This is a genomic window from Rhodococcus sp. C-2 (assembly GCF_027854095.1).
GTDB classification, from domain to species: Bacteria; Actinomycetota; Actinomycetes; order Mycobacteriales; family Mycobacteriaceae; genus Rhodococcus_F; species Rhodococcus_F qingshengii.
The window spans coordinates 306,336-327,751 of sequence record NZ_JAQGFI010000007.1 but is presented as its reverse complement, the minus strand read 5'-3'; the positions used below and the strand labels follow the sequence as shown (position 1 = coordinate 327,751).

At 63.7% G+C, this 21,416-nt stretch carries 19 protein-coding genes and 1 other RNA gene; 7 read left to right on the top strand and 13 right to left on the bottom strand.

Translation table 11 applies throughout. The annotated features are described in order from the left end of the window. Positions 1-32: 32 nt before the first annotated feature. Positions 33-953, bottom strand: a complete 921-nt coding sequence (locus PCS43_RS17660; protein WP_073512201.1) for a sulfurtransferase — start codon at positions 951-953, stop codon at positions 33-35. Positions 954-1,081: 128 nt separating this feature from the next. Between PCS43_RS17660 and PCS43_RS17655 the strand changes: the two genes are divergently transcribed. Beyond that, a complete protein-coding gene (locus PCS43_RS17655; protein WP_003941581.1) occupies positions 1,082-1,768 on the top strand; it encodes a GntR family transcriptional regulator in 687 nt (228 codons plus the stop codon). Positions 1,769-1,816: 48 nt separating this feature from the next. Here the strand turns inward: PCS43_RS17655 and PCS43_RS17650 are convergent, their stop codons facing one another. From PCS43_RS17650 to PCS43_RS17635, 4 genes are all read right to left on the bottom strand, one after another. Further along, positions 1,817-2,338: a hypothetical protein gene (locus PCS43_RS17650; protein WP_042445775.1), complete on the bottom strand. Its 522-nt coding sequence runs from the start codon at positions 2,336-2,338 to the stop codon at positions 1,817-1,819. 18 nt (positions 2,339-2,356) lie between these two features. Continuing rightward, on the bottom strand, positions 2,357-3,388 hold the full coding sequence (locus PCS43_RS17645; RefSeq protein WP_007735448.1) for a cupin domain-containing protein: 1,032 nt from the start codon (positions 3,386-3,388) through the stop codon (positions 2,357-2,359). A gap of 60 nt (positions 3,389-3,448) precedes the next feature. After that, the gene (locus PCS43_RS17640; protein WP_003941629.1) at positions 3,449-4,270 is read right to left on the bottom strand and encodes an alpha/beta fold hydrolase; all 822 of its coding nucleotides are present in this window, start codon (positions 4,268-4,270) and stop codon (positions 3,449-3,451) included. Between the two features lie 188 nt (positions 4,271-4,458). Then, the gene (locus tag PCS43_RS17635) at positions 4,459-5,586 is read right to left on the bottom strand and encodes an NDMA-dependent alcohol dehydrogenase (protein WP_209908931.1); all 1,128 of its coding nucleotides are present in this window, start codon (positions 5,584-5,586) and stop codon (positions 4,459-4,461) included. A gap of 166 nt (positions 5,587-5,752) precedes the next feature. On the opposite strand from PCS43_RS17635, the gene PCS43_RS17630 reads away from it, so the two are divergent. Continuing rightward, a complete protein-coding gene (locus PCS43_RS17630) occupies positions 5,753-6,613 on the top strand; it encodes a spermidine synthase (RefSeq protein WP_007735449.1) in 861 nt (286 codons plus the stop codon). A gap of 9 nt (positions 6,614-6,622) precedes the next feature. Here the strand turns inward: PCS43_RS17630 and PCS43_RS17625 are convergent, their stop codons facing one another. The 3 genes from PCS43_RS17625 to PCS43_RS17615 all read right to left on the bottom strand — a co-directional run bounded on the left by PCS43_RS17625 (position 6,623) and on the right by PCS43_RS17615 (position 12,653). Next, entirely contained in the window at positions 6,623-9,637 is a 3,015-nt protein-coding gene (locus PCS43_RS17625; protein ID WP_007735451.1) for a bifunctional [glutamine synthetase] adenylyltransferase/[glutamine synthetase]-adenylyl-L-tyrosine phosphorylase, read from the bottom strand. Further along, the gene (locus tag PCS43_RS17620; protein ID WP_003941637.1) at positions 9,634-10,974 is read right to left on the bottom strand and encodes a glutamine synthetase family protein; all 1,341 of its coding nucleotides are present in this window, start codon (positions 10,972-10,974) and stop codon (positions 9,634-9,636) included. Before PCS43_RS17620 ends, PCS43_RS17625 begins: the two co-directional genes overlap by 4 nt. A gap of 107 nt (positions 10,975-11,081) precedes the next feature. Then, positions 11,082-12,653, bottom strand: a complete 1,572-nt coding sequence (locus PCS43_RS17615) for an alpha/beta hydrolase (protein WP_007735453.1) — start codon at positions 12,651-12,653, stop codon at positions 11,082-11,084. A 207-nt stretch (positions 12,654-12,860) separates the two neighbouring features. Between PCS43_RS17615 and panB the strand changes: the two genes are divergently transcribed. Genes panB through pip form a run of 3 tightly spaced genes read left to right on the top strand, consistent with a single transcriptional unit; the run spans position 12,861 to position 15,202 of the window. Continuing rightward, positions 12,861-13,730, top strand: a complete 870-nt coding sequence (panB, locus tag PCS43_RS17610) for a 3-methyl-2-oxobutanoate hydroxymethyltransferase (protein ID WP_007735454.1) — start codon at positions 12,861-12,863, stop codon at positions 13,728-13,730. A gap of 51 nt (positions 13,731-13,781) precedes the next feature. Further along, a complete protein-coding gene (locus PCS43_RS17605) occupies positions 13,782-14,219 on the top strand; it encodes a hypothetical protein (protein WP_007735455.1) in 438 nt (145 codons plus the stop codon). Further along, on the top strand, positions 14,219-15,202 hold the full coding sequence (pip, locus tag PCS43_RS17600; RefSeq protein WP_209908935.1) for a prolyl aminopeptidase: 984 nt from the start codon (positions 14,219-14,221) through the stop codon (positions 15,200-15,202). Before PCS43_RS17605 ends, pip begins: the two co-directional genes overlap by 1 nt. Positions 15,203-15,206: 4 nt before the next feature. On the opposite strand, the gene PCS43_RS17595 is transcribed toward pip, so the two are convergent. The 3 genes from PCS43_RS17595 to rnpB all read right to left on the bottom strand — a co-directional run bounded on the left by PCS43_RS17595 (position 15,207) and on the right by rnpB (position 17,644). Next, positions 15,207-16,616, bottom strand: a complete 1,410-nt coding sequence (locus tag PCS43_RS17595; protein WP_007735456.1) for an RNB domain-containing ribonuclease — start codon at positions 16,614-16,616, stop codon at positions 15,207-15,209. Positions 16,617-16,724: 108 nt separating this feature from the next. Next, the gene (locus tag PCS43_RS17590; RefSeq protein ID WP_007735457.1) at positions 16,725-16,910 is read right to left on the bottom strand and encodes a hypothetical protein; all 186 of its coding nucleotides are present in this window, start codon (positions 16,908-16,910) and stop codon (positions 16,725-16,727) included. Between the two features lie 319 nt (positions 16,911-17,229). Continuing rightward, an RNA gene (rnpB, locus tag PCS43_RS17585) (RNase P RNA component class A) lies at positions 17,230-17,644 on the bottom strand. 54 nt (positions 17,645-17,698) lie between these two features. On the opposite strand from rnpB, the gene PCS43_RS17580 reads away from it, so the two are divergent. Together PCS43_RS17580 and PCS43_RS17575 are read left to right on the top strand one after the other, a co-directional pair. Then, entirely contained in the window at positions 17,699-18,226 is a 528-nt protein-coding gene (locus PCS43_RS17580) for a DUF1697 domain-containing protein (protein ID WP_007735458.1), read from the top strand. A 28-nt stretch (positions 18,227-18,254) separates the two neighbouring features. Continuing rightward, positions 18,255-19,490 (top strand): SLC13 family permease, encoded by a 1,236-nt coding sequence (locus PCS43_RS17575; RefSeq protein WP_007735459.1) that lies wholly within the window; start codon positions 18,255-18,257, stop codon positions 19,488-19,490. A gap of 29 nt (positions 19,491-19,519) precedes the next feature. Here PCS43_RS17575 and PCS43_RS17570 read toward each other — a convergent pair whose 3' ends face one another. Further along, a complete protein-coding gene (locus PCS43_RS17570) occupies positions 19,520-20,635 on the bottom strand; it encodes a bifunctional RNase H/acid phosphatase (RefSeq protein WP_007735460.1) in 1,116 nt (371 codons plus the stop codon). Then, on the bottom strand, positions 20,632-21,369 hold the full coding sequence (locus tag PCS43_RS17565; protein WP_007735462.1) for a zinc ribbon domain-containing protein: 738 nt from the start codon (positions 21,367-21,369) through the stop codon (positions 20,632-20,634). Before PCS43_RS17565 ends, PCS43_RS17570 begins: the two co-directional genes overlap by 4 nt. Positions 21,370-21,416 lie beyond the last annotated feature (47 nt).

The following is a 21,416-nucleotide window of genomic DNA, read 5'->3' as shown; positions in this document are numbered from 1 at the left end:
CAGAACGGGAGGTAATTGAGGACTGCGGCGATTCAGGACCGCGGACATCGAACATCCGCAAGCGCGCCGCCGGGCTCACCGCCGACAACCATCGGCAAAGTCGGATCTGCAGTCCATTCCTCCAACGAACCGTCGTAGACCTTGACGTCCTCATAGCCGCCGCGGATCAGTGCGAGTGCTGTCAGGCACGCCGAAACTCCACCGCCGCAATAGATCACGACAGGTTCAGCGACGGGTGGTAGAACGTCAGCAGATTTCGACCGAACATCGTCCGCCGGAAGCATCCGGGCATCGGCGTCGAGAAGACCCTTCGCAGACAGATTCACACTTGACGGAATATGTCCGCGTCGCGAATATCGCGTCTTCTCCGTTCCCTCGTACTGCTCAGGCGCCAGCGCGCACACCAGCGTTCCGGCTTCTTCTCCTGCGGACAGTGAGGCAACGCGAGGTAGATCGACCCACAGGCCAAGGTCCGTCACACTCCAACGCTTCGACGCCGACGTGTGGGTGACGTCGTCGCCGCTCGCGAGGGCGAAGCCGCATCGAGTCCATTCGGCGAGGCCACCGTCGAGGACCCTTGCTTCGATGCCGGCGTTGCGAAACACCCACCAGAGCCGTGATGCCCAAGTGGTCGAACCCTGGTCGTAGATCACGATTGTCGCACCCGGTTCGATACCACTGGATTGGAGATCGGACATCAACTGCTCCGTTGACGGGCGTGTGAAATGCAGCGCCGCTTCCCTTTCGGAAAAGACGTCCATGAGGTCGACGTGTCGGGAACCCGGGATGTGCGAGGAAACCCAGCCGTCGTACCCGGACTCCGGGCGATAGTCGCCGTCGAATCGAGCGGGAGGAAAATGAACCGTCGCGTCGAGCACAGCGACGCCTCCCTCGCGCAGCATCGCGTCGAGTTCAGCAGCACTCACCAGCGGCGACGCGGTCTCTCCAGCCACTTCAGACCCTCTCCCTCGGAAACGAACAAGCACGAACCTAAATGAGTACTAGCGTATACGCAAGTACTCACTCGTCGCCGATGGCATAATCGAACGCGCTCTACTTGCATGCACAGGAATGAGGACACATGGATCTCGACGCCGATACGAGCACCACCGATCTGCTGGTGCCGGAGGCTGCGCTGGGCCGGTCCGATCAGACCTCGCGGCAGTACCTGCGCCTGCGAGCCGACATCCTGGCCGGCAAGTTCCCCCAGGGCTCTCCGCTGCACGAGACTCAATTGTGCGAATCGTACGGCGCATCGCGTACCCCGATCCGCGAGGCACTCAACTGGCTCGCGCACGACGGTCTACTCGAACGAGCCGCCCGCGGTTTTCGTGTCCGTTCCGGCACACCCGAGGACGTCATCGAAATCTACGCAGCGCGGGTTGCCCTCGAATCGGAAGCCGCCGGCGCCGCCGCACTCCGCCACAGCGATCTCGACCTTGCCCGCCTGGACGGATTGCACGAGTTCTGCTGCACTGCAACAGAAGGCACCGAGGTTCGTGCCGGAAACTTCAAGTTTCACGAGGCCCTCTGGCAGGCCGCCCACAATTCCACGATCACCTCATTGCTGATCCGCCTCACCACCCAATTGCGAATCTACGACAGCGGCCCGCCGTCGAACTACGGCGAACCTGACCTGCTCAATTCGGAGCATCAAGAGATCCTGAACGCCATCCGCGCCCGGGACGAATCGTCCGCACGTGGTCACATGCGCAACCATCTCGAGCGCAGCCGCGACCAACGAATAAGGATGTTCGCCAGCCGCTGACTTCAGACAGCCCAGATTTCTGCACACTGACGCCTGCGCCGCCGTCGCTCAGACGGGGAGCGTGCCGGTGTCGACGTCGTACACGCTCTCGGCCGGGCTCGACATCACTCGATCCGCCATCTCCTGCTTGAGCTCTGTCAGCCGTGACTCGTCTTCGGCCGTCCGGTCGGACTTACGGGACAGAGTGATGAACTCGTCGACGACGAACCCCTCCCGAACAGTCAGCGTGACGCTCGCGCCGCGATAGGTGATCCGAAATACATACAGCGCGAGCGTATTTCCACGTTCACGCCTGGCCAAGGAACTGTCAACGGTGTACCGCCCTTCGGTCACCGCGCGCGTGACCAACTCGAACGCATCGCGCACTCCTGGTCCGCCGTGTGCGGTGGTGACGACCAGCTCGCGACGCTCGACGGAGCCTTCCCCGCCGAGCACACCGAGAGCGCGCTCGAGAACCTTGTAGGCATGCGCCACGCCGCCCGGGGCCTGCGGACCGTGATAGCGGAGGGCGTCCTCGTACGTGAAGTCGAGCATCGTCCCGTGATCGGTCACGGTGAGCGTGGTGGCCATGATGGGCGTCCTTGCCGGTCAGTGCTGGCGGTCGATCGGATTGATCCGCGAGACGATGAGCGGATCGATCGGAGTGAAAGGGAAGTGCGGCAGCTCCCGCTCCGGAACGCCGAACGAGGCCGAGAGAACGCTGCGCGAGAACGCGGAAGCCGTTGCACGGTAGCCTATGTCGCCCGGTGTCGGCTGGTCGAAGAAGATGAGGAAATTGATGTCCTCGTCACCTAGAACCTCGATATGATGGGGATAGGCACGCGGAACGAAATACACCTGACCGGGCTCCAGTAGGTAGGTGTCGAGCGAACCGTCCGGATCGAGGACCGTCATACGCCCGTGACCACGATGCACGTATCCCATTTCGGCAGTGACGGGATGCCAGTGTGGCTCACGCATTCCACTCTCGCGAATAGTCAACGAGTACATCGAAAGATCCTCCAGCGCCGCCCAATACTGCTTTCGCGCCACTTTCGCCTGTCCGTACGGATATGCGAGAGGCGCGATCTGGCCTTCGAGATCGAAGAGATGCGCGTTGGGAAGGCCGGCGGTATCGGGAACGACGGCGGCGCCGTCCCGCCGAACTATCTGGGACGCATCGGCTCTACCGAAGACGTCGAAGGCCGATGCGGCGAGATCGTACGTATTGCCGAGCACCGCGTTCGACATTGCGCTGACGCTACTCTGCAACGAAAAGTGCTGCGGCAGAGAAGTACGCAGGGCGGCGATGATCTCCGCCTCCTCCTCTCCGACATTCTCGATGTGATAAATCGCGCCGGATTCGACGTGATACATCTGCCCCGCTCGCACCACGAAACTGGCGAACTCGTCAGCATTGCCCAACATCGAGACGAGCACGGTTCCGCTGGTGACGTAGGCGATCTGGTTCGCGTTGACGTTCCATTGTGGTTCACGGATCGCGCCGGGACCGAGAACAATTCGTTTGATCGACAGACCGGACAGGATCGGCAACGAACTCGTGTCGAGCTGCGAGATCGACCCGAGTTCGTTCTCGAAGACACTGGGGCCATTGCGTAGTGAGGCAACGTGTGTAGACATGGCAATTTTATCCTTCCCACTCTGGTCCTTTCGACTCCGCTCCCTTCCGCCTCGCTGACGTCAGTCCTCGATGAACGCGAGAATGTCCTGGTCCAGTGTCTTCTGATATGAGCCGTAGATGCCGTGAGGTGCGCCCGGATACACCTTCAGCGTGCCCTTCTTCACCAGCTTGATCGCCTTCTCGGCCGCTGCGCCGATCGGCACGATCTGATCGTCGTCGCCCTGAGCGATGAGGAACGGAACGTCGATGGCTTCGAGATCGGAGGTCTGGTCCGTCTCCGAGAATGCCTTGACGCAGTCGTAGGCCGCGGCGAGGTTGACCAACATACCTTGCCGCCAGAAGTCGTCCTTCGCCCCTTGCGAGACGTCGGCACCTTCGCGGTTCGCGCCGTAAAAGCTCTCGCTGAGATCCTTGTAGAACTGCGATCGGTCTCGCAGAACTCCCTCACGGATGCCGTCGAAGACCTCGATCGGTGTGCCTTCGGGGTTGCCGTCCGACTTGACCATGATCGGCGGTACGGCGCCGGCGGTGATCACCTTCGCCACGCGCCCTTTGCCGTGCTGCGCCGCGTACCGGACCACTTCCCCGCCGCCGGTCGAATGGCCAACCAGGACCAGGTCTTTCAGGTCGAGTGTGTCGATCAGCTCAGCCAGGTCCTTGGCATATGTATCCATGTCGTTGCCGGTGTACGTCTTCGACGAGCGACCGTGTCCTCGACGATCGTGCGCGATGGTCCGGTATCCGGCGTCGGCGAACAACTTCATCTCGACCTGCCACGCGTCAGAACTCAGCGGCCACCCGTGGCTGAGGACGATCGGCCGGCCGACGCCGTGCTCGGTGTAGTAGATCTCGGTTCCGTCGGAGGTGGTGATGTAGGGCATGCTCTGCTCTTCTCTGTCGAGTCGTGGACTGAGATCCGGACACGGTGCCCGGTTTCCTCACTCTGCGAGTGCCCACTACGGGGGCAGTCGACTCATCGATCGACAGAAATGTGCGTGGGGGCAGAAGACTCCGGCCCGACACCACGAAGCGTGGTGCCGGGCCGGAGCCTTCAGTCAAAGGGAAACGATCAGTAATCGTCCTCCGTGTAGACGATCATCCCGCGCAGATTCTTTCCTTCGAGCATGTCGGCGTACCCCTCGTTGATCTCCTCGAGCTTGTAAGTCTTGGTCACCAACTCGTCGAGTTTGAGTGCGCCGCTTCGGTAGTGATCGAGCAACTTGGGAATCTGGGACCGTGGCCCTACCCCGCCGAAGATGGCTCCCTGCAAACGCTTCTGCAGAAGGGTCAGCTCGAAGAGGCTGAGCGTCACCTGCGAATCTGCGTAATGCCCCATTCCGACGACCACGACCTGGCCACCCTTGCCCGTCGCGCTGAGCGCGGGCTGAATGATGTCGCCGTGAATCTCGCCCACGGTGATCACGGTGAGGTCGGCCATCTTGCCCCAGGTGATCTCGCCGATCACCGGTAGCGCTTCCTCGAGGGAGGCAAAAGTGTGTGTGGCGCCGAATTCCTTTGCCTTGTCGCGCTTGAACTCGACGGGATCGATCGCGATCACAAATCGTGCTCCGGCGGACGCCGCACCCTGCACCGAGTTGATTCCGACGCCGCCGACGCCGACGACCACCACCGTGTCGCCGACCTTGGCTCCACCGATTGCGGTGGCCGATCCCCAACCGGTGGCAACACCGCAGCCGAGCAAGGCCGCCTTGTCGAGCGGGATGTCCTTCTCGATCTTGATCACCGACGCCTCGTTGACGGTCACGTACGGCGAAAATGTTCCGAGCAGGCACATCTGGATGACCGGCTCGTCGTCGAGGGTGACGCGGTACGTCTTGTCGGAGATCGCCTGCCCGGTCAACAGGCCGGCTCCCTCGTCGCAGATGTTCTGCAGACCCTTCGCACAGGACGGACAACGTCCGCACGCCGGGATGAAGGCGAGAACCACGTGGTCGCCTTCTTCGACGCTCGCGACACCCGGGCCGACCTTCGTCACCACTCCGGCGCCTTCGTGCCCGCCCAGGGCCGGGTAGAAGGGCAGCGGGCTGGCGCCCGTACGCAAATGTTCGTCCGAATGGCACAGCCCCGATGCGGCGAGTCGGACCTGCACCTCACCCGAGACCGGGTCCCCCAGCTCGACCTCTTCGATCTCCCACGCCTGACCTGGCGCCTTGACTACCGCTGCCTTGACCTTCACCTGCACTCCTCGAAATTCTTCGTGATGCACGGACGACGAAAGAACGCGCCGGCATTTGTGTCGCCGATCACACTCCATGTACGAGTGTGCCTGAAGTAGCCCGAGAATACCGTCGGTCCGTGTGCCTTTTTGGTAGCCGCCTCTACCAGAAAGGCGCACGGCTAACATGGACACAGTGGCCAAGGGAACTCGCAAGACCAGAACTCGCAGCAGTACTCCCGAGCGAGGCGAGTCCGGTCCCGTCGCCGGCACTTTTCCGATCGATACCGGGACGTGCGAACTAGTCCGCGATCAGTACTCCGACGACAGCTGGATCATCCAGATCAACGGAGTGCCCAGTTCCCACGTGAACGTCGCGGATCCCACGGTGCTCGATTTCGAGTACATGCGGTGGATCGCTCATCTGGTCGATTCCGAACGTGACAAGGCCGAGCGCCTGCGGGTGCTTCATCTCGGCGGTGGCGCCTGCTCCATGGCCAGATACTTCGCCGCCACCTACCCTGACGCGCGTCAAGTGGTGGTCGAAATCGACGGTGCTCTGGCGGAACTTGTACGCGATTGGTTCGACCTCCCGCGCGCGCCTCTTCTGCGCATCCGCGTCGGAGAAGCCCGCGCCGTCACCGAAACTCTCACCGAGTCCACCCGGGACATCGTGATTCGAGATGTCTTCGCCGGCAGCACAACTCCGACACCACTGACGACGGCGCAATTCACCACCCACGTACGACGCGTGCTCGCACCGGGCGGCATCTACATCGTCAACTGCGGCGACACCCCGGATCTCCAGGGCGCGCGCAGCGAGGCCGCAACCATCGGCGCACAGTTCGAACACATGGCGATCATCGCCGATCCCGCGATGCTCAAGGGCCGCCGCTACGGCAACATGATCATCGCGGGCAGCGACGTACCGATCGGCGGGCAACCCGCGCTCGCGCGCGAGCTACTCGGCGGCGGAGTTCCCGCCCACGTGTGGCAGGACGCCGAAGTCCGCAAGTTCGCCGCGAATGCGCCGGTTCGCCAAGACTGAGCAAAAACGCTACTCCCCGCCGAAGACCCTCTCCACCACTGCTTTTGCCCGACGCGTGATGCGCAGGTAATTGTCGAGGAATTCCCCTGCGTCGTCGCCGTATCCAGCGACCTGCGCCACCGCCGCGAGAACACGGCCCGGGCCGGGAAGCTGATCGGTCGGCTTCCCCCGCACCAGAACGAGGCAGTTGCGTGCCTTCGTCGCGGTGATCCAGGCGTCACGCAGCAGTTCGACGTCACCTTCGCTGAGCAGTTCCGCGGCGCCGATGGCGTCGAGAGTCTCGAGGGTCGACGTGTTGTGCAGCGACTCGATCTTGTCGGCGTGGCGCAGCTGCAGCAATTGCACAGTCCACTCGATGTCGGCCAAGCCGCCGCGACCCAGTTTCGTGTGCGTCGCCGGATCGGCTCCGCGCGGGAGCCTTTCGGAATCGACTCGCGCCTTGATGCGCCGGATCTCGCGCACCGCCGCATCACTGACGCCGCCTTCGGGGTAGCGGGTCTTGTCGATCATGTGCAGGAACCGCAGTCCCAATTCAGGATCACCGGCAACCGGGTGCGCACGAAGCAGCGCTTGAATCTCCCACGCCTGAGCCCACTTCGCGTAGTACGCGTCGTAAGACTCGAGAGTGCGCACCATCGGACCGTTACGGCCTTCCGGACGTAGTCCGGTATCGACTTCGAGCGGCGGATCGGTACTCGGTGCCCCGAGGAGCTTGCGGACCTTGTCGGCAATGCTGTTGGCCCACTTGACCGCAACGGTCTCATCGGCGCCCTCACGAGGTTCGCACACGAACAGCACGTCAGCATCGGATCCATAGCCCAGTTCGCCGCCGCCGAGTCGACCCATGCCGATGACGGAGAAACTGGCCGGCGCCTCGGTCCCGAGTTCGGTGACGCTGGCCTTGATCACCGCGGAGAGCGATGCATTGAGCACCGCGGCCCACACCGAGGACAGCGCCTTGCAGACTGCAGGAACATCGAGCATGCCGAGGATGTCGGCCGAAGCGATGCGCGCAAGCTCGTGTCGCCGCAGCGAGCGGGCCGCAGCAACAGCACGATTGGGATCACTGTGTCGGCCGGAGGCGGTGAGGATTCCGCGAGCGACATCCTCGGGCTTCGGCTCGACCAGGCGCGGCCCGCTCGGTGAATCCGCGAACAAACGGATCACGTCGGGAGCCTTGATGAGCAGGTCGGGTAGGTACGCGGACGAGCCCAGCACGGTCATCAGACGCTCGGCGACCGCAGCCTCGTCACGGAGCAGGCGCAGGAACCACGTCTGGTCGACGAGCGCGTCCGAGAGCCTGCGGTAAGCGAGCAGCCCGGCATCGGGATCCGGTGTGTCCGCGAGTGATTCGAGCAGAGTCGGCAACAGGAGCGCTTGAATGCGACCCTTGCGTGAAGCGCCACTCGTCAGTGCAGTCAGATGCCCGAGAGCATGCTCGGGTGCCGTGTAACCGAGAGCGGCCAACTGGCGAACCGCGGCTTCTGGCCCCAGGACCAGTGCTTCCTTGTCCATCCGAGCCACCGATTCGAGAAGCGGGCGGTAGAACAACTTGGCGTGCAGGCGGCGAATCCGATGCGAATTCCGCTTGATCTCGGCGCGCAGGACTCCCAGGGAATCCAGACGACCGTCGGGTCGCATGTGCGCGGCGCGGGCCAGCCAACGCAGCGCTTCCTCGTCGTCCGGCGGCGGCAGGGTGTGTGTGCGCTTGAGCTTCTGCAACTGCAGACGGTGCTCGAGCAGACGCAGGAATTCGTACGACGCGGTCAGGTTGGCGGCGTCGTCGCGGCCGACGTATCCACCCGCCGCCAATGCAGTCAGTGCATCGACGGTGCTCTGGACATGCAACGAACTGTCGGCGCGCCCGTGCACCAATTGCAGGAGTTGGACGGCGAATTCGACGTCGCGCAAACTTCCGCGGCCGAGTTTGAGTTCACGCTCACGCAGTTCGGGGGGAACCATTTCCTCGACGCGTCGACGCATGGCCTGGACTTCGGGGACGAAGTCCTCGCGCTCGGAGGCGATCCACACCATCGGGCTCATCGCCTCGGAGTACTGGCGACCGAGCTCCATGTCGCCGGTCATCGGACGAGCCTTGAGCAGTGCCTGGAACTCCCAGGTCTTGGCCCAGCGCTTGTAGTACGTGATGTGGGATTCGAGGGAGCGAACCAGTTCTCCGCGCTTGCCTTCGGGCCGCAGCGCAGCATCGACCTCGAAGAATGCGGAGGTACCGATACGCATCATCTCACCGGCAACGCGACTGGCCGTCGCATCGGCCGGTTCGGCGACGAACACCACGTCGACGTCGGAGACGTAGTTCAGCTCGCGCGCACCACATTTGCCCATGGCGATCACGGCGAGCCGGATCGGACAGCTGCCCTCGGGACACACCGTTGCGATGGCCACCGCAAGTGCAGCGGTCAGCGCGGCGTCGGCCAGATCGGAAAGCTGGTGCCCCACAGTCTGATACGGAACTACGGGTTCGTTCTCGACGGTCGCCGCAAGATCAGCCGCAGCCAGCAGCATCAGCTGGTCCTTGTAGCTCTTACGCAGAGCAACAACAGCTTCCGGCCCGGTCACCGTGGCGCGGTAGGTCAGGGAACCTTCGGTGGCACCCTCGTCGACAGTTGCACCCACGACCTCCAGCAAGGCTGCAGTCGCCTCGTCCTTGGTCGGCAGAGCGGTGCCGTCGAGCAGTTTCCAGCCGATCGGATCCGCGGCCAGGTGGTCGCCGAAGGCCGACGACGCACCCACCAGTGCGAACAAACGGCCGCGCAGGCTCTTGTCCTTGCGCAGGACCTGATCGAGTTCGCGCCACCCGTCGCCGAGCCCGTCCTTGATCCGCACAAGGGTGCGCAGAGCGAGGTCGGCGTTCGCGGCACGCGACAGCGACCACAAGAGTTCGATGCTCTCGGCGTCGACCCAACCGAGCTGACGCAACTCGTCGGCAGCGGTGGGCTCGACCAGCCCGAGTCGACCCGGTCCTGGAACTGCTGATCTCGCAGCGGGCGGTTTCACCGTCACAGACCGAGGTAGGTCTTGAGCTCGAACGGCGTCACGTGGCTGCGGTATTCCTCCCACTCACGACGCTTGTTGCGCAGGAAGAAATCGAAGACGTGCTCGCCGAGTGCTTCGGCCACGAGCTCCGACTTCTCCATCTCGCGCAGAGCGCTGTCCAAGTTGCTCGGCAGTTCCTTGTAACCCATGGCGCGGCGCTCGGCGGAGGTCAACGACCACACGTCGTCTTCTGCCTCGGGCGGCAAGGTGTAGCCCTTCTCGATGCCGCGAAGACCGGCAGCAAGCAGGACCGCGAAAGTCAGGTACGGGTTGCAAGCCGAGTCTGGGCTACGGATCTCGACGCGGCGCGAGGACGCCTTGTTGGGCGTGTACATCGGGACGCGAATGAGAGCCGATCGGTTGGACGGGCCCCACGACGCAGCAGTGGGTGCCTCTCCCCCGTGGACGAGTCGCTTGTACGAGTTGACCCACTGGTTCGTGACCGCACTGATCTCGTTGGCGTGCTCGAGGATGCCGGCGATGAACGCCTTGCCGGTCTCGGAGAGCTGCATCGGATCGTCCGGATTGTGGAAGGCGTTGGTGTCGCCCTCGAACAGGCTCATGTGGGTGTGCATCGCGGAGCCGGCCTGATCGCTGAACGGCTTGGGCATGAAGCTCGCCCGGACGCCTTCACCGATCGCGACCTCCTTGACGACGTACCGGAACGTCATCACGTTGTCGGCCATCGAGAGTGCGTCGGCGTAGCGCAGATCGATCTCCTGCTGACCCGGCGCGGCCTCGTGGTGGCTGAACTCGACCGAGATGCCCATCGACTCGAGTGCGTCGATGGCGTGGCGGCGGAAATTCGGAGCCGAATCGTGCACGGCCTGGTCGAAGTATCCGCCCGAGTCGGCCGGGATCGGCGGAGTGCCGTCGATCGGGCCGTTCTCCAGAAGGAAGAACTCGATCTCCGGGTGGACGTAGCAGCTGAAGCCCAAGTCGCTGGCCTTGCTCAGCTGGCGACGCAGTACGTGGCGCGGATCGGCCCACGACGGCGAACCGTCGGGCATCGTGATGTCGCAGAACATGCGAGCGGAATGCTGCGCACCGTCCTTGTGGGCCCACGGCAGGATCTGGAATGTCGAGGCGTCGGGCCGAGCGACGGTGTCGGCTTCGGAGACTCGAGAGAATCCCTCGATGGCGGAACCGTCGAATCCGATTCCCTCCTCGAAGGCGCCTTCGAGTTCGGCGGGGGCGATCGCCACCGATTTGAGGTACCCGAGAACATCGGTGAACCACAAGCGGACAAACCGAATGTCGCGCTCTTCCAGGGTACGAAGCACGAATTCTTTTTGGCGATCCATGCACGCGAGACTAAGCAAGCCACGTTAAATCTGTGTTACATCAGTGGTCCCGGTTAACAGAGTGATTGGTCACCATCGAATAGGCGCAGCGTACGGCGTCGCGCCGGCTAACATGTCAGACCCTCTTCCGGAGCCTTCAAGTAAACGAAGTAGTCGACGACGGCATCGTCGACGCAGGAGTTTCCGTCCAGAACCACCGTGTGTTGGGTTCCGTCGAACGTGATCAGAGCAGCGCCCAACTGCTTCGCGAGATCCACTCCGGCCTGATACGGGGTCGCCGGATCCTGCGTCGTGGACACGACGACCAGCTGCGGCAGACCGGCGTCAGCGAGTGCCTGGGGGTCGAGCGCGTGAGGGCTGCCGGTAGCCGGAACGGGCCAGAACGCGCACAGGTCGAGCGGCGCTTGACCCGTCCCGCGGCCGTCGTCGAGGAACGGCGCCGCCTCGCGGTACCGAGTGTCGGATTCGCCGGCCTCGGCGCGGTCGGTGGTTGCCGGATCGTCCACGCAGCGAATGGCGTTGAACGCGTCGTTGATGTTGGAGTAGCTGCCGTCATCCTCACGGCCTTCGTACATGTCGGCGAGATTGAGCAGCGAGTCGCCGCGTCCGTCGGCCAGACTCGACAGACCCCCACGCAGCGGCGTCCACAACTGTGGCGAGTACAGAGCTTGCTGCACGCCCGTGATCGCGTCGGAATAACTCAGCCCGCGCGGATCGGTGGTCTGTGCCGGCTTCTCGATCAACGGATCGACGAGTGCCTGAAAGCGTGCCTGCGCCTGCGCCGGATCATCACCCAGCGGGCAATCCGTTCGCGAGACACAGTCGGCGACAAAGGCGTCGAACGCGCCTTGGAAGCCCTGCCCCTGCAAGACCACTTCGTCGACCGGATCCTGCTCGGGGTCGAGCGCGCCGTCGAGGACCATCGCTCGGACGTTCTGCGGAAAGGTTTCCGCGTACGTGGATCCGAGCCGGGTCCCGTACGAGAACCCGAGGTAGTTCATCTTCGGATCGCCGAGAACGCCCCGAATGACGTCCATATCTCGCACCACCTCGTAGGTACCGACATGAGCGAGGAACTCCGTACCGGTCCGCTCAGCGCACTTGGCGGCGTAGTCCTTGCTGTCCGCCTCGGCGAGAGCGATGCCCTCCGGCGTCATGTCGACGTTGACCTCCGCACGCTCCGCGTCGGTCTCCTCCGGCGTCAAACACCGAACCTGCGGGGTCGACGCCCCGATCCCCCGCGGATCGAAGCCGATCATGTCGAAACGTTCCTGCAATTCGGTGCCCGAACCCGAGGTCGCCATCGACAGCCCGGACCCACCCGGCCCGCCGGGGTTCAGCAACAGTGAGCCGATGCGGTCGCCGGTTGCCTTCGAACGCGAGATCACCACCTTCGCGGTGTCGCCGTTCGGATTCGCGTAGTCGACGGGAACGCTCACCTCGGCGCAGTCGATCCCACGCCCCAGCGGCGCAGTTCCTTCTTCGACAAATTGGTCGCACGAACCCCAGTCGAGCGTCTGCTCGTAGAATTTCTCGAGGCCGGACGGCACCGCGGACGCGGCAGAACCAGCAGGTTCCACTGATTCGGGCGTGCCTTCCGAACTGGTGCAACCGACAACCAACACGAGCACTGCTGCGCTTCCGGCGAGGGCACCGGAGAGGCGAACGAACTTCGACATGCCATCGATGGTGCCAGGAAACCGCGATAGCCAGCGGTTCGCCTCGTCTCGGCACCTACCTGATACGCGCGCGGTGATGTGACCCATTGCACCCCGTCAACTATTCGTGTCGGCGATGTCCGGTGGCAGACTGAACACGTCATCACCCACACCCGGGGACCCGAAGGCGATCAACGCTCAGGGCCTCGAGGCCAGAAAGGGACAACGATGTCCGAAACACCTCTCTACGGTTCTGTACCCAGTGCAGTTTCTGTACCCACTGCAAGCTCTACCGATGCACCGAAGCGTAAGACGCGCATTCACCACCTCGCCGAGATGAAGCAGAACGGCGAACGCTGGTCGATGCTCACCGCTTACGACTACTCCACGGCACGCATCTTCGAAGACGCAGGCATCCCGGTGCTGCTCGTCGGCGACTCTGCCGCCAACGTCGTCTACGGCTACGACACCACCGTGCCGATCACCGTCGACGAACTGCTCCCGCTCGTGCGTGGCGTGGTTCGCGGCGCGCCGCACGCACTCGTCGTCGCCGACCTCCCCTTCGGCACCTACGAGGGTTCCGCCGAGCAGGCCCTTGCGACTGCGACACGGTTCATGAAGGAAGGCCTCGCGCACGCCGTCAAACTCGAGGGCGGTGAGCGGATGAGTAAGCAGATCGCGGCTATCACCTCGGCCGGCATCCCCGTCATGGCTCACGTCGGATTCACCCCGCAGAGCGTGAACTCGCTCGGCGGATTCCGCGTCCAGGGTCGTGGCGACGCGGCCGAGCAACTTGTGGCGGACGCCATTGCAGTCCAGGAAGCCGGGGCGTTCTCCGTCGTCATGGAAATGGTTCCGGCCGAGATTGCGGGCCAGGTCAGCCGCAAACTCACCATCCCCACCGTCGGCATCGGGGCCGGTTCCGAATGCGACGCTCAGGTACTCGTCTGGCAGGACATGGCGGGTTACACGAGTGGTAAGACAGCCAAGTTCGTCAAGCGTTTCGGTAACGTCGGTGACGAACTGCGTTCCGCAGCCGCAGCCTATGCATCAGAAGTTCGCACTGGCGCTTTCCCGGCCGCAGAACACAGTTTCTGATCCGAGACCGGCGAACGCCGCCTGTCTCTCAACCAGCCAGGGGTGCGTTCAATGATCGGTAACCGTCGAAGTTCTACTGCCGCAGCTGTAGTCGGCGCGGCAGCTCTCGTCACGGTGCTGAGCGGATGCGCGGGAGGGTCCACCAACTCTCCCGCGCCCAGCAGCACTACGCCCGCGAGTTCCACCACGACGGCGCCGGCAACAACCGCGTCCGGTTCGACGTTCACCGACGCTCAAGTCCAGCAGTTGTGCTCGGATATGGAAGGGCAGCTGCAGAACTGGCGGACCGTCACCCCGACGCTCGGCAAGGGCGGACTGAACACGATCGTCATCACGTGGGCGACGCAGAACGGCATCAACCTGCTCGATCTCGCTCAGAACCGCGAAAGCATCGACGCGGCAACCTCAGCCGCGTGCCCCGACGTCCGGAGCGGCGCGATTTCCGCACTCGAGATCCCCGATCTCGCCTCCGGCCTGGTGGGCTTCTGATGACCGACACTTCCGCGCAGCCGTCGACTCTCCGGAGTCTGTATCCCCCGATCGAGCCTTTCGTCACCGGCTTCCTCGATGTCGGTGACGGCCAGAGCATGTACTGGGAAGTCAGCGGAAATCCGGACGGCAAGCCGGTGGTGTTCCTGCACGGTGGCCCCGGCGGTGGTGCGCAACCGGCGGTACGCCAGTTCTTCGATCCGGCCGCATACCGCATCGTTCTACTCGACCAGCGCGGCTGCGGGCGGTCCACCCCTCACGTTGCCGACGGCGCCGACCTGTCGGTGAACACGACGGACAAGCTGCTGGCCGACATCGAAGCCCTGCGCGGACATCTTTCGATCGACAAGTGGATGGTTTTCGGCGGGTCCTGGGGTTCCACGCTGTCCATCGCCTACGCCGAAACGTTTCCTACGCGCGTCACTGAGCTGGTCCTGCGCGGGATCTTCCTCCTGCGTCGTAGCGAGATCGACTGGTACTACAATGGCGGCGCGGGAAACATCTTCCCGGAGCGCTGGGACAAATTCCTCGAACCGGTACCCGAGGCGCAGCGCGGCGAAGACCTCGTCGCGGTCTATCACCAACTGCTCCATTCCGAAGACCCCGACGTCGCAGCCCGGGCAGCGATCGCCTGGTCGGCCTGGGAAGGATCGACGAGCTACCTGTACCCACAGGCGGACAAGATCGAACAGAACTCCGAGACCCGATTCGCCTTGGCTTTCGCCCGTATCGAGAACCACTACTTCGTCAACGGCGGATTCTTCGACGAGGGTCAGCTCCTACGCAAAAGCTCCGCACTGCACGGCATTCCGGGGACGATCGTCCAGGGCCGCTACGACGTCGTCTGCCCCGCCACCAGCGCGTGGGCGCTGCACAAGGCGTGGCCCGAATCCAAGCTCGTGATCGTCGACGACGCCGGACACTCCGCGATGGAGCCCGGCATCGCACATCACTTGGTGGAAGCCACCGATTCTTACCGGTAGCTCGCTACGCCGGGAACGTGAACTCCACCGTCCGTTTGACGGTGTCGACGGCGGTGAGTCGCACCTTTGCGCGCTCACCGTCGTCGGGCGTTCCGACGCATTTCGCAATCACGGCGACCGACGGGACAAACACTTCCGCCGAGCGCTTTCCGTCCTTGGCGCGCATCACCACTGCGTCGAAGACCTCGCCGACCCGGCCGTCGAGCAGCGTGGACTCGGTCAGATCGATGCACGCACGGTCGACCTTGTTCGCCAGCGAGTCGGACCCACTCATGATGTCGGGCAGCTCGGGAAGTGCAGTGCGCGCCCATTCCGGTACCGGCGTACCAGCTGTGATCGCCAGACACACCTCGGTGCTGAAACGATCGGACAGCCGGCGCAGCGGAGCAGTCACGTGAGCGTAGGGCGCTCCGATCCCCGCATGCACCGTCAACTCCGGTAGTCGGCCGTCGAAGGCCGCGTAGTCTGCCCCGCGCAGCAACGACGGCGCAACCGACATCAGCGCCATAGTCGACGGCTCGTTGGAATCGAGTCCGGCAAGAATCTGCCCGACGCTTTGCCCCTCCGGCCACGTGATACCCAGCGCCACTGCAGTTCTCCGCAAGGTCCGAACCGCGGACTCCTCGGCCGGTGGCAGCGTGCGAAGCAACCCGATACCTGCGTCGATCATCATGCGGCCGGCACACATCCCGGTCAGCAGCGACACTTCTGCGTTCCAGTCGTCCGCTTCGGTGCGTGGCTCCAGTTCGATCCGCCAGCGAGCCGAGGACTCGTCCTCCGGCTGATCCCGAACCACTGACTGCTCGGGCAGTTTCAGCTCGATGGCACCCCTGGCAACCGCCGAGACACTGCGCAATCGTCCGAACTCCGGTAGTGCGGCGATGGACGGATGCAAGGTTCCCGCGTCGGCATCGCGCTGCACGGTCGAATAGTCCAGACGTGCCACCGATTTCACCAGAGCGCGTCTCACCTGCCACGACGTCGGCTCGGCCTGCGCGTCGAGTTCGATCCGCCACAGCGCGGCGGGACGAACCACGTCCGGCAGCAGACTCGCCGATCCCTCCGACAACGCTCGGGGATGCAGCGGGACGGAACCGTCCGGGAGATAGAAGGTTTGGCCCCGCTTGCGGGTTTCGATGTCGAGAGCGCCACCCGGCGTCACCACCGCCGCGACGTCGGCGATCGCGTAGTGCACGACGTACCCGGTCGAGATCTTCTCGATGTGCACTGCCTGGTCGAGGTCCATCGATCCGGGAGGGTCGATGGTCACGAAGGCGATACCCGTTTCGTCGACACGCCCGGCACCGAAACGATCCACGGCATTCTCGGCCTCGGCCTGCGCCGCAGCCGAGAATGCTCCTGGCAAGTCGAACTCCGCCCGAACCACTCCGAAGTCGATTCCCTGCACCATCATTCGACTTGCGGGCACGCATCCTCCATGATCGGTTCGGGCCGGTGTAGCAGCAGTACCGGTCCCAGTTGTTCGAGTCCCGACTGTTCCAAGGCTCAGTTATTCCAAGGCTCAGTTGTTCCAGTCTTCGTCTGCCCGATCGGCGGCTTTGTTGCGTTCGGCAGCGATCTTCAATGCATGCTCGGCAGAGTCCCGATCAGGGTACGGCCCCATCCTCGTCAGCGAGGACGCACCCTTTCCCTGCGTGACGGAACCGTCGGACACGTCGAAGTACCAGAGTCGATCTTCATCAGTCATATCCACAGTGTGACATCAGAGTGAGATAGAAGCTTGTAGATCGCTGTGAGACTGATATTCTTTCTACTTGGCCTGGCAGGTGAGAACCGGACATTCGAACGGTGAGTTCTGCTTGAATGCCCAACACAAGCTACGAACAGAAAATGGAGTGCGCATGTCCGCAATTCTTTACGATTACCTCCTCCCGCTCATGGGCCATGACGCGGCAACGTACTGGGCTACGCTGCTGGTCATCAAGCCTGTCTGACAGCTTTTCGAACAAAGAAGACCCCCACCGATCCGGTGGGGGTCTTCTTTTTCTCACTGTGCAGATCGCGGGCGGACGAGTCGGCGTGTAAGCCGGATCCTGTCCTGCGGCACCGAAGTGCCGAGTGGCGACCATCCATCTGGGCACACCGTCGCCGGGTGCCTCGAGCGGTTCACCCGCAGGCTCGGGCGAGCAGCCCTCGAACACCTGCGCAGCCGCACCGCGAGCGATGCGACCTTCAACCTTGCTCCGGGCGGGGTTTACCTAGCCACCCCGGTCACCCGAGGTGCTGGTGCGCTCTTACCGCACCGTTTCACCCTTACCTGCCTCGAAAGGCAGGCGGTCTGTTTTCTGTGGCACTGTCCCGCGAGTTGCCTCGGGTTGCCGTTAACAACCGCCCTGCTCTGTGGAGTCCGGACTTTCCTCGGCCCCAGGCCTGTGCGCGATACGCGCTGGTTCCAGAAGCCGCGGCCGCCCGGCCAACTCGTCCGCCCCCGTATGCTACCGGGCGCCTGTCGGTGGCCGGCACTATGGTCACCGTATGACTCGGTACGTGGCCCTGCTACGCGGTATCAACGTGGGCGGCATCAACATCAAGATGGCGGACCTGGCGAGAGTCTTCGGTGACCTCGGATTCCAAGGGGTGAAAACCGTGTTGGCCTCAGGCAACGTTCTGTTCGACAGTCCGAGCACCGACATCCCGACGCTGAAGAAACAGATCGAATCCGCCCTTGCCCGCGAGTTCGGCTACGAGGCTTGGGTGTTCGTCCTCGACCTTCCGACACTGCAGGCGATCGTGGACAACTACCCGTTCGAGCGCGAACGCGAGGGTTGGCATGCTTATGCGATGGTTGCCTCCGAGCCGGAAATCCTGGAGGAATTGAGCACTGCAGCAGCGCAACTCGATGCCTCGGTCGAGCGTGTGGCGGCAGGCGACGGAGTCCTGTACTGGGAGGTCGAGAAGGGGCAGACCGTCAAGAGCGCGTTCGGCAGGAACACCGGAAAACCGAAGTTCAAGGCGTTCACCACAACCCGAAACCTGAACACGCTCTACAAACTGCTCAAATGACGCTCGCCCCGACACGGAGCACCATCGCGTGACTCTTCTACCGATCCTGCTCGTCGCCCTCGTCCTCGTCTTCGCGATAGTGCGTCCACGCGGGCTTCCCGAGATCGTCATCGCCGGGCCGGCAGCTGTCGTCGTTCTCCTGACCGGCGTCGTAACTCTCGACGAAGCCCGCGACGAACTGGCGAGCATGGCACCCACCGTCGTCTTCCTGGTTGCCGTGCTGGTTCTCGCTCATGCCGCCGATGCTCTCGGCGTCTTTCGCTGGGTCAGCCAGATCCTGCAGCAAAAATCCCTCGCCGATCCACACCGGTTGCTGATCTATGTGTTCGGCGCCGCCGCCCTGACCACGGCGGTCCTGAGCCTCGACGCCACCGTCGTGCTGCTGACACCCGCGGTGATCGCGGCCGCACGATCCATCGGAGCAAGTCCCCGGCCGCATTCCTATGCCAGTGCGCACCTGTCGAATTCGGCGTCGACCCTGCTGCCGGTGTCCAATCTGACCAACCTCATCGCGTTTGCTGCAACAGGTTTGACGTTCTTGCACTTCACCGCGTTGATGGCGTTGCCGTGGGTTGTGACGATCGCTGTCGAGTACCTGATTTTTCGACTGTTCTTCCGTTCGGAACTCGCGCGGGGCGACAGCGCCGAACCGCCGGTGGCAGCCAGATCTGCGCCTGCGCCGATTCTGCCGCTGACGGTGATCGGAATGACGCTGCTCGGTTTCGCGGTTTCGGGTTTCTTCGGGATCGAGCCCGCCTGGATCGCGGTGGTGGGTGCGAGTGTCCTGGGAGCGATCGCTCTGGCTCGGCACCGTACGACCGCCGCCAAGATGCTCTACGCTGCCGACCTCTGGTTCTGCGCGTTCGTCCTGGTTCTCGGAATCATCGTCGCCGGAGTCGCGAACGGGCCGGTGGGCGAATGGATTGCGCAGATCCTGCCAGGCGACACCAGCTACGGCTCACTGCTCTTTGTCGCCGCGGTAGCGGCGGTTGCGTCCAATCTCGTCAACAACCTGCCGGCAACCTTGCTGATGATCGCAGCGCTCGGAACGGCGGCACCTCCAGCGCTGGTGCTTGCGATGTTGATCGGCGTCAACCTCGGCCCCAACCTCACCTACGTGGGCTCACTGGCAACGATGCTCTGGCGACGAGTCGCCACCAGCGCGGGCGCACCGCCCACGCTGGCGACATTCACTCTGCTCGGGGTCATCACGACGCCACTGACATTGCTCGCCGCCGTGAGTGCCCTGTGGTTGGTGATCTGATCAGAGGCTGATCAGCCGTCGGGGCTCTTTCAGCGAAGGTGTGACGTGTCGTTGACCAACCGGACCGAGGCTCCCCCGTCGGGATAGAACTCGGTGATACTCAGCGACGCCAGATCCAGATGCAACCGGTACAGCAACGACGGCCCGGCATCGAGGGCCAGCTGCACCAAAGTCTTGATCGGGGTGACGTGAGAGACGACCAACAGCGTCGCGCCGCCGTAGGTCGAGATCAGGTCGTCACGCGCGGCGACGACTCGTTCGCGTACCTCGTCGAAACTCTCGCCGCCCGGTGGACGCACCGAAGTGTCCGAGAGCCATTCGCGATGCAGGTCCGGGTCACGCTCGGCTGCCTCGCGGAACGTGAGTCCGTCCCAGTCGCCGAAATCGGTTTCGATCAACCCCTTGTGCTCGACGACGGGTAAGCCGAGCACGCGGGCCGATGCCTCTGCCGTCTCACGGGTTCTGCCGAGGGGTGAGCAGACGATGGCGTCGATACCGCCTCGGTTCCCGAAGCGTCCGGCTGCGCCGGCAGCCTGCGCGCGGCCCAGTTCCGTGAGCTCCGGATTCCCACGTCCGGAGTACCGGCGATCGACCGACATCGCTGTCTGTCCGTGACGTAGCAACAACATTCGTGTCGGCTTGCCGGTGGTGGCGATCCATCCCGGAGAGCCGGCGATCTGCGGCTCCGACGTCTCTTCGGACGGCGCGGCGGGTGCGGGGGCTGCGGTTTCGATGCCGGCAGCCGCGTCCATCGCCTCGTTGGCAAGACGATCGGCATGAGAGTTCTCGCCGCGAGGAATCCACGTGTAGGTCACTCGCGAGAACTGCGTCGCCAGCTCGGCAGCGCGCCGCTGCAGCGGAATCATGTCCGGGTGCTTGACCTTCCAGCGCCCGGACATCTGCTCGACGACCAACTTGGAATCCATGCGGACGTCGACCGTCGACGCGCCGAGTTCACCGGCAGCGGTCAACCCGGCGATCAGTCCGCGGTACTCGGCGACGTTGTTGGTCGCGATACCGATGCTTTCCTTGCGTTCGGCCAACACCGAGCGCGAGGCGTCGAACACCACCGCTCCGTAGCCGGCCGGACCGGGATTGCCCCGCGATCCACCGTCGGCCTCGACGATGACCTGCGAGAGAGTCACAGACCGGACTCCTTGGTACGCACCATGATTGCATTGCACTCTGGGCAACGAACTACGACGTCGGCCGGCGACGCGGCGATTCGGGAGATCTCGCCGCGGTCGATCTCGATCCGGCAAGCGCCGCATCGGCGTGCCTGCAGAAGCGCCGCGCCCGGTCCGCCCAGGCTGCGCTGCTTCTCGTAGACAGCAAGGAAATCGGCGGGGAATTCACCGACGAGTCGTTCACGATCGGCGGCGCAACGCTCCTGCGCCTTGTCCAGATCAGCGACGGCATCGTCGCGGCGACGCTTGGCGTCGATCAGCTCTTCTTCGGCCTGGGACAGCTGGGCACCGGCGTGATCGTGATCGGCCTGCAACGCCTCACGCTGCTCCATCACTTCGAGCAACTCGTCTTCGAGGAGCCCCTGACGCCGGACCAGGCTGCCGAGTTCGTGTTCGAGTTCGGTGAGCTGCTTCGCCCCGACCGACCCGCTCTGCAAGAGTGTGCGGTCACGATCCTCGCGCTGACGAACCGCGTCGACCTCGCCTTCGAGCTTGCGAATGTCGCGATCGATGTCGTCGATCTGGATTTCGACGGCTACGGACGCGTCTTTACGGCTGATTCGCTCGGCCTCGAGACGTTCGACTTCCTGCTGCTCGGGAAGCGCTCCGCGTCGGTGGGTGATCCGAGTGAGCTCAGCATCCACCCCGGCGAGGTCGAGAAGCTTGGATTGCACCTGTGGTTCGACGTTCACGCTGTATAACTCCTGCTGTAAGTCCGATGTCGGCAGTGCTCGCGAAG

Excerpts from the sequence above, each read along its gene's own strand:
- PCS43_RS17655 (WP_003941581.1), top strand. The coding sequence starts at position 1,082 with ATGGATCTCGACGCCGATACGAGCACCACCGATCTGCTGGTGCCGGAG.
- PCS43_RS17650 (WP_042445775.1), bottom strand. The coding sequence starts at position 2,338 with ATGGCCACCACGCTCACCGTGACCGATCACGGGACGATGCTCGACTTC.
- PCS43_RS17645 (WP_007735448.1), bottom strand. The coding sequence starts at position 3,388 with ATGTCTACACACGTTGCCTCACTACGCAATGGCCCCAGTGTCTTCGAG.
- PCS43_RS17640 (WP_003941629.1), bottom strand. The coding sequence starts at position 4,270 with ATGCCCTACATCACCACCTCCGACGGAACCGAGATCTACTACACCGAG.
- PCS43_RS17630 (WP_007735449.1), top strand. The coding sequence starts at position 5,753 with ATGGACACAGTGGCCAAGGGAACTCGCAAGACCAGAACTCGCAGCAGT.
- PCS43_RS17620 (WP_003941637.1), bottom strand. The coding sequence starts at position 10,974 with ATGGATCGCCAAAAAGAATTCGTGCTTCGTACCCTGGAAGAGCGCGAC.
- PCS43_RS17615 (WP_007735453.1), bottom strand. The coding sequence starts at position 12,653 with ATGTCGAAGTTCGTTCGCCTCTCCGGTGCCCTCGCCGGAAGCGCAGCA.
- panB (WP_007735454.1), top strand. The coding sequence starts at position 12,861 with ATGTCCGAAACACCTCTCTACGGTTCTGTACCCAGTGCAGTTTCTGTA.
- PCS43_RS17605 (WP_007735455.1), top strand. The coding sequence starts at position 13,782 with ATGATCGGTAACCGTCGAAGTTCTACTGCCGCAGCTGTAGTCGGCGCG.
- pip (WP_209908935.1), top strand. The coding sequence starts at position 14,219 with ATGACCGACACTTCCGCGCAGCCGTCGACTCTCCGGAGTCTGTATCCC.
- PCS43_RS17595 (WP_007735456.1), bottom strand. The coding sequence starts at position 16,616 with ATGATGGTGCAGGGAATCGACTTCGGAGTGGTTCGGGCGGAGTTCGAC.
- PCS43_RS17590 (WP_007735457.1), bottom strand. The coding sequence starts at position 16,910 with ATGACTGATGAAGATCGACTCTGGTACTTCGACGTGTCCGACGGTTCC.
- PCS43_RS17580 (WP_007735458.1), top strand. The coding sequence starts at position 17,699 with ATGACTCGGTACGTGGCCCTGCTACGCGGTATCAACGTGGGCGGCATC.